At 60.5% G+C, this 15,093-nt stretch carries 12 protein-coding genes and 2 pseudogenes; 6 read left to right on the forward strand and 8 right to left on the reverse strand.

From position 1 onward, the window contains the following. The first annotated feature begins 13 nt into the window (after nt 1–13). From FYB76_RS11680 to FYB76_RS11700, 5 genes are all read left to right on the forward strand, one after another. Entirely contained in the window at nt 14–1,195 is a 1,182-nt protein-coding gene (locus FYB76_RS11680) for an acetyl-CoA C-acyltransferase (protein ID WP_154133851.1), read from the forward strand. A gap of 39 nt (nt 1,196–1,234) precedes the next feature. Next, nucleotides 1,235–2,431, forward strand: coding sequence for an acyl-CoA dehydrogenase family protein (locus FYB76_RS11685; RefSeq protein ID WP_154133744.1), 1,197 nt, complete (start codon nt 1,235–1,237; stop codon nt 2,429–2,431). A 10-nt stretch (nt 2,432–2,441) separates the two neighbouring features. Beyond that, the gene (locus FYB76_RS11690; protein ID WP_154133745.1) at nt 2,442–3,587 is read left to right on the forward strand and encodes an acyl-CoA dehydrogenase family protein; all 1,146 of its coding nucleotides are present in this window, start codon (nt 2,442–2,444) and stop codon (nt 3,585–3,587) included. Next, nucleotides 3,584–4,384 (forward strand): oxepin-CoA hydrolase, alternative type, encoded by an 801-nt coding sequence (locus tag FYB76_RS11695; RefSeq protein WP_154133746.1) that lies wholly within the window; start codon nt 3,584–3,586, stop codon nt 4,382–4,384. The genes FYB76_RS11690 and FYB76_RS11695 overlap by 4 nt, the downstream gene beginning before the upstream one ends. Nucleotides 4,385–4,456: 72 nt before the next feature. Then, nucleotides 4,457–5,665: a CaiB/BaiF CoA-transferase family protein gene (locus tag FYB76_RS11700; protein ID WP_154133747.1), complete on the forward strand. Its 1,209-nt coding sequence runs from the start codon at nt 4,457–4,459 to the stop codon at nt 5,663–5,665. Between the two features lie 71 nt (nt 5,666–5,736). Here the strand turns inward: FYB76_RS11700 and FYB76_RS11705 are convergent, their stop codons facing one another. Further along, nucleotides 5,737–6,930 (reverse strand): acyl-CoA dehydrogenase, encoded by a 1,194-nt coding sequence (locus tag FYB76_RS11705; protein ID WP_154133748.1) that lies wholly within the window; start codon nt 6,928–6,930, stop codon nt 5,737–5,739. Nucleotides 6,931–7,113: 183 nt separating this feature from the next. Next, complete coding sequence (locus FYB76_RS11710; protein ID WP_088755250.1) at nt 7,114–8,025, reverse strand: LysR family transcriptional regulator; 912 nt, start codon at nt 8,023–8,025, stop codon at nt 7,114–7,116. Between the two features lie 450 nt (nt 8,026–8,475). Here FYB76_RS11710 and FYB76_RS11715 point away from each other — a divergent pair, with 450 nt between their 5' ends. Beyond that, nucleotides 8,476–10,023, forward strand: a complete 1,548-nt coding sequence (locus tag FYB76_RS11715) for a methyl-accepting chemotaxis protein (protein ID WP_088755251.1) — start codon at nt 8,476–8,478, stop codon at nt 10,021–10,023. A gap of 74 nt (nt 10,024–10,097) precedes the next feature. On the opposite strand, the gene FYB76_RS11720 is transcribed toward FYB76_RS11715, so the two are convergent. The 6 genes and pseudogenes from FYB76_RS11720 to FYB76_RS11745 all read right to left on the reverse strand — a co-directional run bounded on the left by FYB76_RS11720 (nt 10,098) and on the right by FYB76_RS11745 (nt 14,855). Continuing rightward, entirely contained in the window at nt 10,098–10,736 is a 639-nt protein-coding gene (locus FYB76_RS11720; RefSeq protein ID WP_088755252.1) for a LysE family translocator, read from the reverse strand. Beyond that, a complete protein-coding gene (locus FYB76_RS11725; protein ID WP_154133749.1) occupies nt 10,720–10,932 on the reverse strand; it encodes a hypothetical protein in 213 nt (70 codons plus the stop codon). Before FYB76_RS11725 ends, FYB76_RS11720 begins: the two co-directional genes overlap by 17 nt. Before the next feature lie 910 nt (nt 10,933–11,842). After that, nucleotides 11,843–12,253, reverse strand: coding sequence for a hypothetical protein (locus tag FYB76_RS11730; protein WP_154133750.1), 411 nt, complete (start codon nt 12,251–12,253; stop codon nt 11,843–11,845). A 190-nt stretch (nt 12,254–12,443) separates the two neighbouring features. Further along, nucleotides 12,444–13,542: pseudogene (locus FYB76_RS11735) on the reverse strand (IS3 family transposase). A gap of 51 nt (nt 13,543–13,593) precedes the next feature. After that, a pseudogene (locus FYB76_RS11740) lies at nt 13,594–14,380 on the reverse strand (IS5 family transposase). Nucleotides 14,381–14,423: 43 nt separating this feature from the next. Continuing rightward, nucleotides 14,424–14,855 (reverse strand): hypothetical protein, encoded by a 432-nt coding sequence (locus FYB76_RS11745; RefSeq protein WP_154133751.1) that lies wholly within the window; start codon nt 14,853–14,855, stop codon nt 14,424–14,426. Between the last annotated feature and the right edge of the window lie 238 nt (nt 14,856–15,093).

Below are 15,093 nucleotides of genomic sequence, written 5' to 3' on the forward strand. Positions count from 1 at the left end.
GGAGAATTCCATGATGCGGGAAGCCGTCATCGTATCCACTGCGCGTACCCCCTTGACCAAGGCCCATCGCGGCGAATTCAACGTCACGCCCGGTCCGACCCTGGCGGCCTTTGCGGTGCGCGCGGCCGTCGAGCGTGCGCGCATCGATCCGGGCCAGATCGAGGATGCCATCCTCGGCTGCGGCTATCCGGAAGGCACTACCGGGCGCAACATCGCGCGCCAGGCCATCGTGCGCGCGGGGCTGCCCATCAGCATCGCCGGCACCACCGTCAACCGCTTCTGTGCCTCGGGCCTGCAAGCCATTGCGATGGCGGCCGGCCGCATCGTGGTCGATGGTGCTGACGCCATGATCGCAGGCGGTGTGGAAAGCATCTCGCAGATCCGCAGCCGCAGCGCCACCGACAGCGGCATGGACCCGTGGATCGTCGAGCACAGGCCCGACCTCTACCTGCCCATGATCGAGACCGCCGACATCGTGGCCGCACGCTACGGCATTTCGCGCGAAGACCAGGACCGCTTCTCCGCAGCCAGCCAGCGCAAGACCGCCGAGGCACAGGAAGCCGGACGCTACCGTGACGAGATCGTGGCCTGCACCACCACCATGCAAGTCACCGACAAGGCCAGCGGCCAGACCAGCCTGCGCGAGGTAACGGTGGAGGCCGACAACTGCAATCGCCCAGGCACCACTGATGAGGCGCTGGCCAAGCTGGCCCCGGTGATGGGCGCGGACAAGTTCATCACGGCCGGCAATTCCTCGCAACTTTCCGACGGGGCCTCGGCCTGCGTGATGATGGAAGCCCGCGCTGCTGAACGGGCGGGACTGCCGGTGCTGGGCGCTTTCCGTGGCCTTGCCGTGGCTGGCTGCGAGCCCGATGAAATGGGCATCGGCCCGGTCTTCGCGGTGCCGCGCCTGCTGCAGCGTCACGGGCTGCGCATGGAAGACATCGGCCTGTGGGAACTCAACGAAGCCTTCGCTTCGCAAGCCCTCTACTGCCAGCGCCGCCTGGGCATTCCGGACGAACTGCTCAACGTCAACGGCGGAGCCATTTCCATCGGCCATCCCTTCGGCATGACCGGCGCGCGCCTGGCCGGGCACGTGCTCATCGAGGGCAAGCGGCGCGGTGTGCGCTACGCCGTGGTGACCATGTGCATCGCCGGCGGCATGGGTGCGGCCGGCCTGTTTGAAATCTATTGAAGCGCAGCATCGCTGCACTGCATCCCCAAGGAGACTGGAATGGATCTGAATTTCACCCCGGCAGAAGAAGCCTTCCGCGACAGCGTGCGCGCCTTCCTCGCCGAGAAGCTGCCCAAGGCCTTGTCGGACAAGGTGGCCAGCGGCAAGCACCTGAGCCGCGACGAGATGGAACAATGGCACGCCATCCTCAACGAACGCGGCTGGCTGGCCAATCACTGGCCCCGCGAATATGGCGGCACCGGCTGGACCGTAATCGAGAAATTCATCTTCGAACACGAATGCTGCCTGGCGCATGCGCCGCGCGTGGTGCCGTTCGGGGTCAACATGCTGGGACCGGTGCTGATCAAGTACGGCAATGAAGCGCAGAAGCGATACTGGCTGCCGCGCATCCTCAGTGGCGAGGACTGGTGGTGCCAGGGCTATTCGGAACCGGGCGCAGGCTCCGACCTGGCTGCCGTAAAGACGCATGCGGTCCGCGACGGCGACCATTACATCGTCAATGGCCAGAAGACCTGGACCACGCTGGGCCACTACGCCAACATGATCTTCTGCCTGGTGCGCACCAATCGCGAAGCCAAGAAGCAGGAAGGCATCAGCTTCCTGTTGATCGACATGAATGCACCGGGCGTGGAAGTACGTCCCATCATCACGCTGGACGGCGAGCACGAAGTCAACGAGGTCTTCTTCACCGATGTGCGCGTGCCGGTACAAAACCTGGTCGGCGAGGAAGATCGCGGCTGGAGTTGCGCCAAGTACCTGCTGACCTATGAGCGCACCAACATCGCCGGCATCGGCTTCTCGGTAGCCGCACTGCAACGGCTCAAGAAAATCGCCGCCACGCAACGCAGCCATGGCCGTCCGCTGGCCGAAGACCCGCTCTTCGCGGCCCGCATGGCCCGCGTGGAAATCGATCTGGAGAACATGAAGACCACCAACCTGCGCGTCATCTCGGCGGTGGCCGGCGGTGGTGCGCCCGGTGCGGAAAGCTCCATGCTCAAGATACGCGGCACCGAGATCCGCCAGGAAATCACCGCCCTCACCCGCCGCGCCATGGGCCCTTACGCGCGCCCCTATCAGTGGCAGGCGCAGGATGAAGGCCAAGATGGCCACACGCTCGGCCCGGAGGCCGCTGCCGGTGCGGCCGCGCATTACTTCAACAATCGCAAGCTGTCGATCTTCGGCGGCTCCAATGAAATCCAGAAGAACATCATCTCCAAGATGATCCTTGGCCTGTGAGGAAACGCCCATGAATTTCGAGCACACCGAAGAACGGCGCATGCTGGCCGACAGCCTGCGCCGTCTCATTACCGAACAGTATGGTTTTGAAGCCCGCAAGCACCTGCTGCAATCCAAGCCCGGCATGAGCCGCGACATGTGGTCGCAACTGGCCGAAATGGGCGTGATCGGCGCACTCTTCCGTGAGGAAGACGGCGGCTACGGCGGTGGGGGTTTCGATATCGCCGTGGTGTTTGAAGAGATCGGCCGCGGCCTGCTGCTGGAGCCCTTGCTGGGCAGTGCCATCCTGGTCGGCGAGGCCATCGCGGCCGCTGGCACGCCCGCACAGAAGGCCTTGCTGGAACCGATCATCGCCGGCCAGACCCTGGCCGCCTTGGCCCATGAAGAAGCCGACAGCCACTATGCACCCACGCATGTGACCACGCGCGCCACGCAAGAAGCCGACGGAAGCTGGCGCCTGCAAGGCCACAAGGCGGTCGTGGTGCAAGCGGAAGCGGCGGATGTGTTGCTGGTCTCAGCCCGTACCAGCGGCGCGAGCGATGACGCTGACGGCATCTCGCTGTTCCTGATCCCGGCCAATACGGCGGGCCTGCAATTGCAAGGCAGCGACGCCATCGACGGTGGCCGCGTAGCCGACCTGCTGCTGCAAGAGGTTGCCCTGCCCGCCGACGCCCTGCTGGGCAGCGCGGACCAAGGCGCTGCGCTGCTGGAGCGCATCCTCGGACGCGGCGTGCTGGCGCTGTGTGCCGAAGCGCTGGGCGCGATGGAAGTGGCCAAGGAGGCCACGCTCGATTACCTGCGCACCCGCAAGCAGTTCGGCCTGCCCATCGGCAGCTTCCAGGCCCTGCAGCATCGCATGGCCGACCTGCTACTGGAAGTGGAACAGGCGCGCTCGGCGGTCATCAATGCCGCTGCTGCATTGGACGCCGACCGCATCACGCGCGAGCGTGCCTTGTCGGCGGCCAAGTTCAGCATCGGCCGCATCGGCACGCTGGTGGCCGAAGAATCCATCCAGCTGCACGGCGGCATCGGCATGACCTGGGAACTGCCGCTGTCGCACTACGCCAAGCGCCTGGTGATGATCGACCACCAGCTCGGCGACGAAGACCATCACCTGCAACGCTACATCGCGCTGGGCCGCGAAGTATCGGCATGAGCGAAGTCCTGTGCGAGCAGCGCGGCGCGGTGCGCGTGCTCATCAACCATGATCCGACCACGCGCAATGCCCTCAACGCCGACCTGTACGCGGCGCTGGCGGCCGCGCTCGACGAGGCCCAGGCCGATCCACAAGTGGGCGCCATCGTGCTGGCCGGGGGCGGCAACTTCTTCTGCTCCGGCGGCGACCTGCGCCTGCTGGCCCAGCGGCGCAGCATGGCCCCCCAGCAACGGCGTGCAAAACTGGAAGGCTTGCACGACCTGATCCGCCATATCGGCCGCTGCAGCAAGCCGGTGATCGCCGCTGTCGAAGGTGGCGCGGCCGGAGCCGGGCTGTCGCTGGCCTTGGCCTGCGATCTGCTGGTGACGACGCGCCAAGCGCAGTTCTCGGTAGCCTACGTCAAGGTCGGGCTCACGCCCGATGGCGGCGTGACAGCCTTCCTGGCGCAATTCCTGTCGCGCCAGGTGCTGACCCAGTTGTGCCTGTCCGGTGAGCGATTCAATGGCGAACGCCTGCACGCCATGGGCGCAGTCAATCAACTGGTCGAGGAGGGACAGGCACTCCAAGCCGCCGTGCAACTGGCCGCCACCCTGGCCGACGGACCGGCGCAGGCGATGGCCCGCATCAAGCACCTGTGCCAGCATGCCTACGGCGCCACGCTGGAAGAACAGCTGGAACTGGAAGCGCAACACATGGTGCTCTCGCAGGGCGAAGACGAAGCGGCCGAGGGCATTCACGCCTTCCTTGAAAAACGGCCTGCCGATTTCCGGCGGCTGCGGCAGGCACCGGAACAATAGCGGTACCGGGATGCGCAACGACGTCATACAGAACAACAAGCGCAGCACGCATCCCGTCCATGAGGAGACAAGATGACTGAACAAACTGCATCCCTGCCGCTGGCCGGCGTGCGCGTACTGGACCTCTCGCGCGTGCTGGCCGGCCCGTGGTGTGCGATGGTGCTGGGCGACCTGGGTGCCGAAGTGATCAAGGTCGAGCACCCCGAACGCGGCGACGACACGCGCGACTGGGGGACCCGCATCGGCTCGACCGAGACCGCGTATTTCAACAGCGTCAACCGCAACAAACGCTCCATCAGCGTCGACCTGCAGACCGAAGAAGGCCAGGACATCGTGCGCCAGCTGGCCCGCAAGAGCGATGTGGTGATCCAGAATTTCAAGTTCGGCGGCGTGCAGAAATTTGGCCTCGATTACGAGACCCTGCGCCGCGACAATCCCGGCCTGGTGTATTGCTCCATCACCGGTTACGACAGCAGCGGGCCGGAAGCCACGCGGCCCGGCTATGACCTGGTGATCCAGGGCGAATCCGGCCTGATGTCGCTCAATGGCGAGGCCACCCAGCCCCCGCTGAAACTGGGCGTGGCGGCGGTGGACCTGTTCACCGGCATGTATTCCGCCCAGGGCGTGCTGGCCGCGCTGTACCAGCGCCAGCAGACCGGACAGGGCCGGCATGTGGAAATGGCGCTGTTCGATTGCGGCGTCATGATCACCTCGTATTACGGTCTGGAAGCGCTGATCCTGGGCGACGATCCGCCGCGCTATGGCAATGCGCATCCCTCCATCATTCCCTATGGCGTCTTCGATGCGGCCGATGGGCGGCTGGTCATCACGGTAGGCACCAACAGCCAGTACCAGCGTTTCTGCCACAGCGTCATCGACCGTCCCGACCTGGCCGAGGATGCGCGCTTCAAGACCAATGTCAGCCGTGGCCAGCATCGCGATGTGCTGGTGCCGGAAATCAACCGCGAACTCAAGGCCCGCAAACGTGCCGACCTGCTGGCCAAGCTGCACCAGGCCGGCATTCCCTGCGGTGAAGTGCTGGGCCTGCATGAGGCGCTGACCAGTCCGCGCGCCACCTCTGCCGGCCTGGTCAGCACGCATCCACATGCGGAAGCGGGCAGTGTGCAGGTGCTGGCACCGCCCTATCGTTTCGATGGCGAACGCCTGCCGGTGCGCAAGGCACCGCCCTCCCTGGGTGAAGGCACGGGAGAAGTCTTGCAGTCGCTGCTGGGGATGGAAGAAGCACAGATCGCCGCGTTGCGCGAACGGGGCGTGCTGTAGCGAGAAAAGAGCGGGAGAGGAAATACATCGCCTGCAAGCCACCGTAGAGGCGGCTTGCAGGCGATGTCGCTTCAGTTGGAGAAAGCCGCCAGTCCGGTGATGGCGCGGCCGAGGATCAGCGCATGCACATCATGCGTGCCCTCGTAGGTGTTGACCACTTCCAGGTTCACCAGGTGACGCGCCACGCCGAACTCATCGGAGATGCCGTTGCCGCCCATCATGTCGCGCGCCATGCGGGCGATGTCCAGTGCCTTGCCGCAGCTGTTGCGCTTCATGATCGAGGTCTGCTCGATACCGGAATACCCCTCATCCTTCAGGCGTCCCAGGCGCAGGCAGCCTTGCAGGCCCAGCGAGATTTCAGTGAGCATGTCGGCCAGCTTCTTCTGCACCAGCTGGTTGGCCGCCAGCGGACGACCGAACTGCTGGCGTTCCATGGTGTAGCGGCGCGCGCGCTCGTAGCAGTCTTCGGCCGCGCCCAGTGCGCCCCAGGCGATGCCGTAACGGGCGCTGTTCAGACAGGTGAAGGGGCCCTTCAATCCGCGCACGTCGGGGAAGGCGTTTTCTTCCGGGCAGAAGACGTTGTCCATCACGATTTCCCCGGTGATGGAAGAACGCAGGCCGACCTTGCCGTGGATAGCCGGGGCCGACAAGCCCTTGGTGCCCTTGTCGAGGATGAAGCCGCGAATCTCGCCTTCGTCATCCTTGGCCCACACCACGAAGACGTCGGCCACCGGGCTGTTGGTGATCCACATCTTGCTGCCGGACAGGCTGTAGCCGCCGTCCACCTTGCGCGCGCGGGTGATCATGCTGCCGGGGTCGGAACCGTGGTTGGGTTCGGTCAGGCCGAAGCAGCCGATCCATTCGCCGCTGGCCAGCTTGGGCAGGTATTTCTGTTTCTGCGCTTCAGTGCCGAAGGCATTGATGGGGGTCATCACCAGCGAGGACTGCACGCTCATCATGGAGCGATAGCCGGAATCGACGCGCTCGACTTCACGGGCGATCAAACCATAACAAACGTAATTCAGACCGGCACCACCGTACTGCTCATCGATGGTCGCGCCCAGCAGGCCCAGTTCGCCCATCTCGCGGAAGATGCTCACATCCATCTTCTCGTGGCGGAAGGCTTCCAGCACGCGCGGGGCCAGGCGGTCCTGGCAATAGGCCTGGGCGGCATCGCGCACCTGGCGCTCATCGTCGCTCAGTTGCTGCTCCAGCATCAGGGGGTCGGCGTAATCGAATGCATGTCGTTGCTGCGTTTTGCTCATGGAAGCCTCTTTTGTGCATCAGGAATCGCTGCAGCAGTACTGTCTTCGCAGACCGTCCTCGCGCAGCGGCGGTGGACAAAAATATACGGACTGCCCCGCCGTGGCGCAAACGAAATGTTTGCATCACCATGTGCGTATTACGCACTCCAGTTCCGCCTGTCGAGACATCCTTCCAACCCGCACTCAACCCAATCCGCTGGGCAGGCGATAGGCCTTGGCCTGCTCTTCCAGCCAGTCCTGGAACAGGCGCAGGAGCGGCCGCTCGGAGGTGCGCTCGGGATAGATCAGGTAGTAGGAGTGCGTGCTCAGGTAATCGTGATCGACCGCCACCACCAACAGGCCGCGCCGCAACTCATCCTCGATCAGGAAGCGCGGGATCAGCGCCACGCCCATGCCTACGATGGCCGCCTGGGTCAGCATGGAGAACAGTTCCAGCTGCGTGCCCACCAGGTCGTTCTGCACCTGCATGCCGAAGGAAGCGAACCACTGCCGCCACACATAGGGCCGCGTGCTCTGCTGCAGCAGCGGATAGGCCAGCAGCTCGGTGGGCGTGAGCTTGCGGTCGTGACCGATGAGTTCGGGGCTGGCCACGGCCACCATGCTCTCGCGCATCAGGAACACGCCCTCGGTCCCGGGCCAGCTGGCTTGCCCGGCGTAGAGCGTGGCATCGAGATTGGTCTCTTCGAAGAGGAAGGGCCGGGTGCGCGGCCGCAGGTTGACCGTCACGCCCGGATGCGCCTCCAGGAAGGAACGCAGGCGCGGCAGCAGCCACCGGGTGGCGAAGGTCGGCATCACGCCCAGCTCCAGGGTATCGCCATGGCCGTCGCGCGACATCAGGTGCAGGGCGTCGCGTTCGATTTCATCGAGGCGCTGGCCGACCTGGTGGCTGTAGCTCACGCCCGCCTCGGTCAGGCGCACGCCGCGCTTGGTGCGGCGAAACAGCTTCAGGCCCAGGAATTCCTCCAGCGCGGCCACCTGGCGGCAGACGGCGCTTTGCGTCACGGCCATTTCCTGGGCGGCCTTGGTAAAGCTCTGGTGCCGCGCGGCCGACTCGAAGACGGCCATGGCCTGGGTGGAAGGAATCTTTCGGCGCATCGTGCGAAAAAGGCATTGAAGTGAATTTTATGCACATCTTATCGCAGCTGCGGCGTCTTCCATCGTCCGTCATTGAATAATCTTGTACGACATCCTGACAACAATCGCTATCAAACAATCGATATCAATTAACGCATGGCCAGCATGATTAATTTCATTGGATGGAAATCTTGTCGGTCGTTAAGATCAAGTCCGATCCAGCCATGCGACCATCGAACAGCAAGCGCCGGCGGCCAAGGGAGGCCGTTGGCAACAAGAGAGACAGGATGGGCAGGAAGCCGACGCTTCGTGACGGCATGACATCACCAGCACTTCATTGCTCCCGCAACCACGCCCCGGCCGGTTGCCGCTCTTGACGCCCGCACGCCAAACGGGCGGCCTCGCAGAATCGTTCGACAGCAGCGTTCGGATCCGACACTGAAAACGATATAAATCGAATGCGAGGAAGACATGATCTGGTTCTACAACCTCAACATCGCCAAAAAGCTGGCCCTGTCCTTTGCGGTGGTGATTGCGCTGGCCCTGTTGCAGGGCCTGTTCGCCATGAAGGAACTCAAGCAGGTCAACAGTGCTTCCGGCGAGATCGTCAACAAGTGGATGCCGACCATGGATGCCGCACGCGAACTGCAGGGTTCGCTGCCGCCGCTGCGGCTCAATGAACTGGAGCTGGTCACCGCCGTCACGCCCCAGGAGCGCACCGCCGCCAACCAGTCCATCAAGAAGCGGCTGGATGCGCTGGCCAAGCAGCGCGCGGTATTCGAGCAGCGCATGTCCGAACCCGAGGAGAAGGAGCAATACGCCCAGTTCGGCAAGAATCTCGCGGCCTACCTGAAGGTGGATGAACAACTGGCCGAGATGGCGGCCAACCAGCAGTATGACGAGACACGCGCCCTCTTCAACGGCGAGTCCGCCAAGCTCTACGCCGCGATGGTCGGCAACCTCAATGCCATCGTCAAGGTCAATGCCAGCGGCAGCGCGCGTGCCGACGAAGAAGCCTCGGGCGTATTCCGTGCGGCGCAGCGCTGGATCGTGGGCTTGCTGGTGGCAACGGTGGCCATCGGTTCGCTGCTGGCCTTCGTGGTGGCGGCCAATGTCTCGCGTCCATTGAAGGAAGCGGTGGAAATCGCCCAGCGCGTGGCGCGTGGCGACCTGACCCTGCGCATCCGCCCGGCCGGCCGCGATGAAACCGGACGCCTCATGGAAGCCCTGCGCGTGATGAATGACAGCCTGCGCGACATCGTCAATGAGGTGCGCCAGGGGACCGACACCATCGCCACTGCCTCCAACGAAATCGCGCGCGGCAACCTGGACCTGTCCAACCGTACCGAACAGCAGGCGGGCTCCCTGGAAGAAACCGCATCGGCCATGGAGCAGCTCACCTCCACCGTGACCCAGAATGCCGACAATGCGCGCCAGGCCAACCAGCTGGCGGCCACCGCATCCGACATCGCCAGCCAGGGTGGCGAAGTGGTGGGCCAGGTAGTGCAGACCATGGAAGGCATCACCGAGAGTTCGCGCCGCATTGCCGACATCATCAGCGTGATTGATGGCATCGCCTTCCAGACCAACATCCTGGCGCTCAATGCAGCGGTGGAAGCGGCCCGTGCCGGCGAGCAGGGACGCGGCTTTGCGGTGGTGGCCTCGGAGGTGCGCTCACTGGCGCAGCGTTCGGCCGGTGCGGCCAAGGAGATCAAGGAGCTCATTGACGACTCGGTGCAGAAGGTCAGCGCGGGCAGCGCTTTGGTGGAACGCGCCGGCAGCACCATGACCGAAGTGGTGGCCAGCGTGCGCCGCGTTACTGACGTGGTGGCCGAGATCAGCGCGGCCACGCAGGAACAGAGCGGCGGCATCAATGAAGTCAATCTCGCCATCACGCAGATGGATGAGACGACGCAGCAGAATGCCGCACTGGTGGAGCAGGCGGCGGCAGCGGCGGATTCACTGAAGGGACAGGCAGGCAATCTCGCAGCCGTAGTGGGCAAGTTCAAGCTGGATTGAAGCGATATGGCCGACGCCAGATTGCCTGGTGTCGGCCGCGTGCGCTGGCCTCGCGTGCAGCCAAGCTCAGGCGGTCACGGTCCGGTACGCGAGAGCAGCAGCCTGAACCCGAGGGTTATCATGACGCCGCCCGCGATGCGGTCGAACCAGTGCTTGCCCTGCACATACCAGCGGCGTGGACGCGATGAAGAGAGTGCGACGGCCACCAGGCCATACCAACCCGCTTCGATCACGAAGACCAGCAGCAGCGTCAGCGCCTTGAAGGACAGGGAAGTCTGGGCCGGCAAAAAGGCGGCGAACACGCTGGTGTAGGCGATGGCGGTTTTCGGATTGCTGATCTGGGTGACCAGGCCCAGCCACAGGGACCGGCGGGACAAGGAGGGTGATTGGTCGCGCGGTGCGATGTCGTCGGCCATCAGGGGCGTACGCGCCCCGCGCCAGATGCGCCAGCCCATGTAGGCCAGATAAACACCGCCCCCGAACTTCAACACCAGATAGAGCGAAGGCACTGCCAGCAGCACTGCCTGCAGCCCCAGCAAAGCCGCTGCGGCAAAGAGCACGCCGCCGATACCCATACCCAGTGCCGCCAGCAGACCATTGGGCCGTCCGCCGCCCACCGAGGTGCGCGCCACCATCACGAAGCTGGGGCCGGGGCTCATGGTGGCCAGGCTCAGCGTGGCGGCCAGTCCGATCATTTCAGCAAGATGTTGCATGGATAACCTCCTTTTGGCGGTGAGGACGCTCCTCATTGGCTTGTTTCTCCAGGAAGAACGGCACCTCGCTGGCACCGATGCCCAGGTCATTGAGCTCGCGCGCGCCCATCTCCCGCATTTCCTGCGCGGCGCCCCCGTGGGAAGCGTGATGGTCCCCGAGGACGCGGGCAAGGACCTCCCTGACGATGTGCCACATGGACTTCTCCCTGGATGAATGGGCAGATCATCCGCCAATCGAAGTCATTGGTAAAATTGAGATTGATGACAGCTACTATCAGGAAAGCTGATGAGATAACTCGGCTTCAACGCTGAATTTTTAATCGAGCTGCGGTCGCACTTCATCTCCACCAGCCACCATAAGTCCAAACGCTAACGATCAGAAAAAATATTACAGCCGTTACAGCGATATATATTTTTTTCCCCAACGGGGTCGCCTCGTCCCATCGCTGCTTTTGTGTCTTCCCAAATAAGTTAGATAAAAATTCTCGCAGCGTCACCGGCCACCGTGCCACGCGCAATGAACTAGCAGTCTTAAAAAATCAGTCACTAGCTGAGTGACTGCCTAATAACGTTCTCATTTCATTTTCAAATGAATCTGCGCAGATAAAATAAGACCACTCATCTTGCTCCGAGTAACAAGATATTTCGAAGCTTCCACATCGTTGTCCGACATAAATATCTGGGATTCGAGCTCCACGTAGACCAAATCGGATGCCGTGCACTCTACGATATTCAAATGCTCTATCAATTAAATCGTCGTCTTCAGGATTTACAGAGTCATAAAATGAAGCTATGCATTTTGCAATGGAGCTGTCCTCACCAAATAGAGATGGGAAGGGATCTCGCAAGATCTGGTCCAGATTTTCGGAGATCCAATTTCTAAATTCCGAGACATCCCAGCAAGTTTTCAGCAATGTCCGCACATCGCTACCGTTTGTCAGAAGAAATTCAATCTCAGTATGTTCCGGCGTACTACTGTTCGGAACTTGGGGACCGAAATTTAATATGAACGTATGCATTGTTCTATCTCCCGCATCATCAGCGGAGTCGAACACTAATCCTTGGTAGCCGACCCATTCGGGGGAAAATCGTGATGCGATGAAGTTCTAATTTTCAAATAAGCGACGTAATGAAACCGGAGGCAAAGAAACCATTCTTCTCCCCTTTATCTTCGAAATCCAATATCGAACACCAGTTTCATAATCATCTAAACCATTCTCTCGAACATCGTTTCGAATGAGATCGAAATATAAATTTACATCTCCATCGAATTTAACGTAGCCAACTTCATTTCCGCTAGAAGAGACGGCTACACCTGCCTCAAAATCGCCTGTACCTAATAGGTAATCAGCCAAAAAAATAGCATGATCAATTCGCTTTTCAGCGGATTTATCGAGGAAATTATCGTTCTCGCCATACGAAACCAATCCTATTAAATCGTTTAAAAAAAATATATCTTTTTCTCCGATCAGGTAAAAATCACTTATGACTCTTATCCAATATTCTCGTTCGGACATATTAACTTCCTATTTCTATATGTACGTTGTATGGCTTATCGCTTCCTGCGGCCGGATTAACATCAATCGTCATTCCTCCGGTCTTTGAGCCATTTCTGAGGCCGATTCGTGTTCCGTCTTCAAGAATCTTTGAAACACCGTCATAACCGCTCGGTGTAGCATCTTTAGCCCCTGTGACCTGCTCCCCAATTTAGTACGAGAACGACTTGGAGTCTGCGGTTAAAAAAGTCTCTGCAAACTGTTGCGGCGTTAGGTAGCCAAGCGAACTATGCGGCCTCTCAGAATTGTATTCTCGCCGCCAGGCGGCAATGATTTCACGAGCATGCCGCATCGAAACAAACCAATGTTCATTCAGGCATTCATCCCGAAACTTGCCGTTGAAACTCTCGATGTAGGCATTCTGCTGCGGCTTACCTGGCTCGATGAAGTTCAGCTTCAATCCGTTTGCATAGGCCCAGGCATCGAGCACCTTACCGGCGAACTCGGGGCCGTTGTCGATGGTAATCGAAATCCTCGAAGCTCTGAGAGCCGTGACAGCACCGATACAACCCGTGTGCCTGGCAGCGATGTATCCACCTCGATAGCTAGGCATTCCTTGGTGAAGTCGTCTACGATATTCAGCTAGCGCAAGCGGCGGCCATCAGCCAATCCATCCGATACAAAGTCCATTGACCAGCTCTGGTTGGGCATCGTCGCCTGAACCTTCAATTGTCGCTCCACGCCCGCGATGCGCTTCCTCTTACGGCGCCTGACGCTCAGGCCGGCCTGTCGATACACGCGGAGCAGCTTCTTCCGATTGACCCGCCATCCATCCCGCTGCATCAACACATGCAGACGCCGATAGCCATATCGGCGTTTTATGGCTGCCAGTTCGCAAAGACGCTGACGCAGTTCCTCGTCGTCAGGACGACGGGATTCGTAGTGATACAAGGAGCGGGAAATTCCTATCAGCCCGCAGGCACGGGTTACGCCTAGACCGTGGACATGCATGATGTGCGTCACGGCGCTTCGCCTATCCTGCGGGCTTACCACTTTCGGCCGAGCACATCCTTCAGTGCAGCGTTGTCCAACAGGCTTTCTGCCAGCAGTTTCTTGAGCTTGGCATTCTCGGCCTCCAGCGCCTTTAGCCGCTGGGCCTCGGATACCGTCATCCCGCCGAACTTGGATTTCCAGTTGTAGTACGTCCCGTCGCTGATACCGTGCTTCGGGCATACCTCGGCCACTTTCATACCGGCTTCGGCTTCCTTGAGTACGCCAATAATTTGTTCTTCGGTAAATCGTTTTTTCATGCTGCCTCCGTATGGGGAAGACTCTACATCATTACCGTACTAGAACTCATTTCATAAATAGCGCCGCATGAGGATGACGGAGAAAGCGAGATGAACAAAGCCGGTGTAATGATCGGCGCAACGCTCCCATCGGGTAAGTACACGCTTGAAGGCATTAAGCCAGGCAAAGAGCCGTTCGATCTTCCATCGGCGCCGGTATCGGCGCCGCGCCCGGCCATCTTGAGTGACCGCTCTTTTTCGATTGCTCTTGTGTGGTGCGATCAGTTCAATGCCTTTGGCAGCAAGTCTTTGATCGAGCGGATCACTATCGTAGGCGCGATCCCCAATAATTCGTTCGGGTCGTCCCACGGTGACAATCTCATCGAGGGTAGCCTCGACAAGGGTGACTTCATATGGGCTAGCAGAAGACGTGTGCACGCCGAGTAGAAGACCAGTAGCGTCTGCAATAACCATGAGCTTCGTACCCTTGCCCCGCTTGGTCTTTCCGACCTTTGGGCCCCTTTTTTGCCAACACAAACGTGCCGTCAATAAAGCATTAAGAAAGATTGATTTGGCCAACCTCTTCGAGGTGTTGCGCCAGTGCTTCGAGTATTTGCCGTAGCACGCCATTCTTGACCCAGCGCGAGAATCGTCGGAAGCATGTCGTGCCAGAGGGGAACCGATCTGGCAAATCACACCAGGCCGCACCGGTGCGGAGCACCCAGAGAATTCCGTTCATGACGGCGCGGTTGCTGTGCAATTCCGGGCGCCCACGCCCATCATCGCGTCTAGGTGTTTCTGGTATCAGCGGCTCCAGAATCGCCCATTGTTCGTCTGTTAGTTCTTCTCTTCGCGCCATACGAAGAAGTTAACACGCACGACAAAAAGTTAACAGACCCTATTTATGAAATGAGTTCTAATCTCGGGAAGCAGGTCATGATGGTTAAGCCTAGTCCATCAAGCTCTTGATGAGTCGGTATATTAGAGAAAAATTTATTCGCCGCGTTTCCATTGATAACAATTTCTCCTCCAGGCTGAGTGACGCGAGCAGCTTCCGGTAAATAATCCGTCATAGATAAAGTGCCTCCCGCGGACTTTGGAATATATGGGTTATTCGCCACGAGTCTCGCTTGGCTTCCGCTCGGAATATTCGGCATGTTGGTAGCGTCCTTTGCCACTGCTGTCGGGTCCGTTGGTCCAACCCCAACAGCCCGAGGAATTTTGGAGCCACCGGCACCCAGACGCACATCCCTTCCGGCCGAGAGCGTGGCCTCGCCGCTGGCGGCAATCACAACAGCATTGGCCTGCAGATCGCGCCCAGCCAGCAGCACCACGTCCTTGCCGCTGACGCTGGCGACCTGATCGATGTTGCTGCCCGTGGTGGTGGCATTGGCGGTCGTGACGCTGGCACTGATTACTTCACGCGTGGATCGGTCTGCACCGGCAGTCCGGTCACTCTGCTCTGATTGACCTTATACAAGGCATTGGCTGGCAGGCTCACATCTACGGCGGGAGCACACAGATCAATGTGTCTTACAAGTGTTGCGCAGCGCTTGCGCTGGTATCGTGACG

Source organism: Herbaspirillum sp. CAH-3 (assembly GCF_009668275.1).
Lineage (GTDB): Bacteria > Pseudomonadota > Gammaproteobacteria > Burkholderiales > Burkholderiaceae_D > Herbaspirillum > Herbaspirillum aquaticum.

What these genes read in the sequence shown, in the direction of transcription:
- FYB76_RS11710 (WP_088755250.1), bottom strand. Translation starts at nt 8,025, where the DNA reads ATGCGCCGAAAGATTCCTTCCACCCAGGCCATGGCCGTCTTCGAGTCG.
- FYB76_RS11685 (WP_154133744.1), top strand. Translation starts at nt 1,235, where the DNA reads ATGGATCTGAATTTCACCCCGGCAGAAGAAGCCTTCCGCGACAGCGTG.
- FYB76_RS11730 (WP_154133750.1), bottom strand. Translation starts at nt 12,253, where the DNA reads ATGTCCGAACGAGAATATTGGATAAGAGTCATAAGTGATTTTTACCTG.
- FYB76_RS11720 (WP_088755252.1), bottom strand. Translation starts at nt 10,736, where the DNA reads ATGCAACATCTTGCTGAAATGATCGGACTGGCCGCCACGCTGAGCCTG.
- FYB76_RS11725 (WP_154133749.1), bottom strand. Translation starts at nt 10,932, where the DNA reads ATGTGGCACATCGTCAGGGAGGTCCTTGCCCGCGTCCTCGGGGACCAT.
- FYB76_RS11700 (WP_154133747.1), top strand. Translation starts at nt 4,457, where the DNA reads ATGACTGAACAAACTGCATCCCTGCCGCTGGCCGGCGTGCGCGTACTG.
- FYB76_RS11690 (WP_154133745.1), top strand. Translation starts at nt 2,442, where the DNA reads ATGAATTTCGAGCACACCGAAGAACGGCGCATGCTGGCCGACAGCCTG.
- FYB76_RS11695 (WP_154133746.1), top strand. Translation starts at nt 3,584, where the DNA reads ATGAGCGAAGTCCTGTGCGAGCAGCGCGGCGCGGTGCGCGTGCTCATC.
- FYB76_RS11705 (WP_154133748.1), bottom strand. Translation starts at nt 6,930, where the DNA reads ATGAGCAAAACGCAGCAACGACATGCATTCGATTACGCCGACCCCCTG.
- FYB76_RS11715 (WP_088755251.1), top strand. Translation starts at nt 8,476, where the DNA reads ATGATCTGGTTCTACAACCTCAACATCGCCAAAAAGCTGGCCCTGTCC.
- FYB76_RS11680 (WP_154133851.1), top strand. Translation starts at nt 14, where the DNA reads ATGCGGGAAGCCGTCATCGTATCCACTGCGCGTACCCCCTTGACCAAG.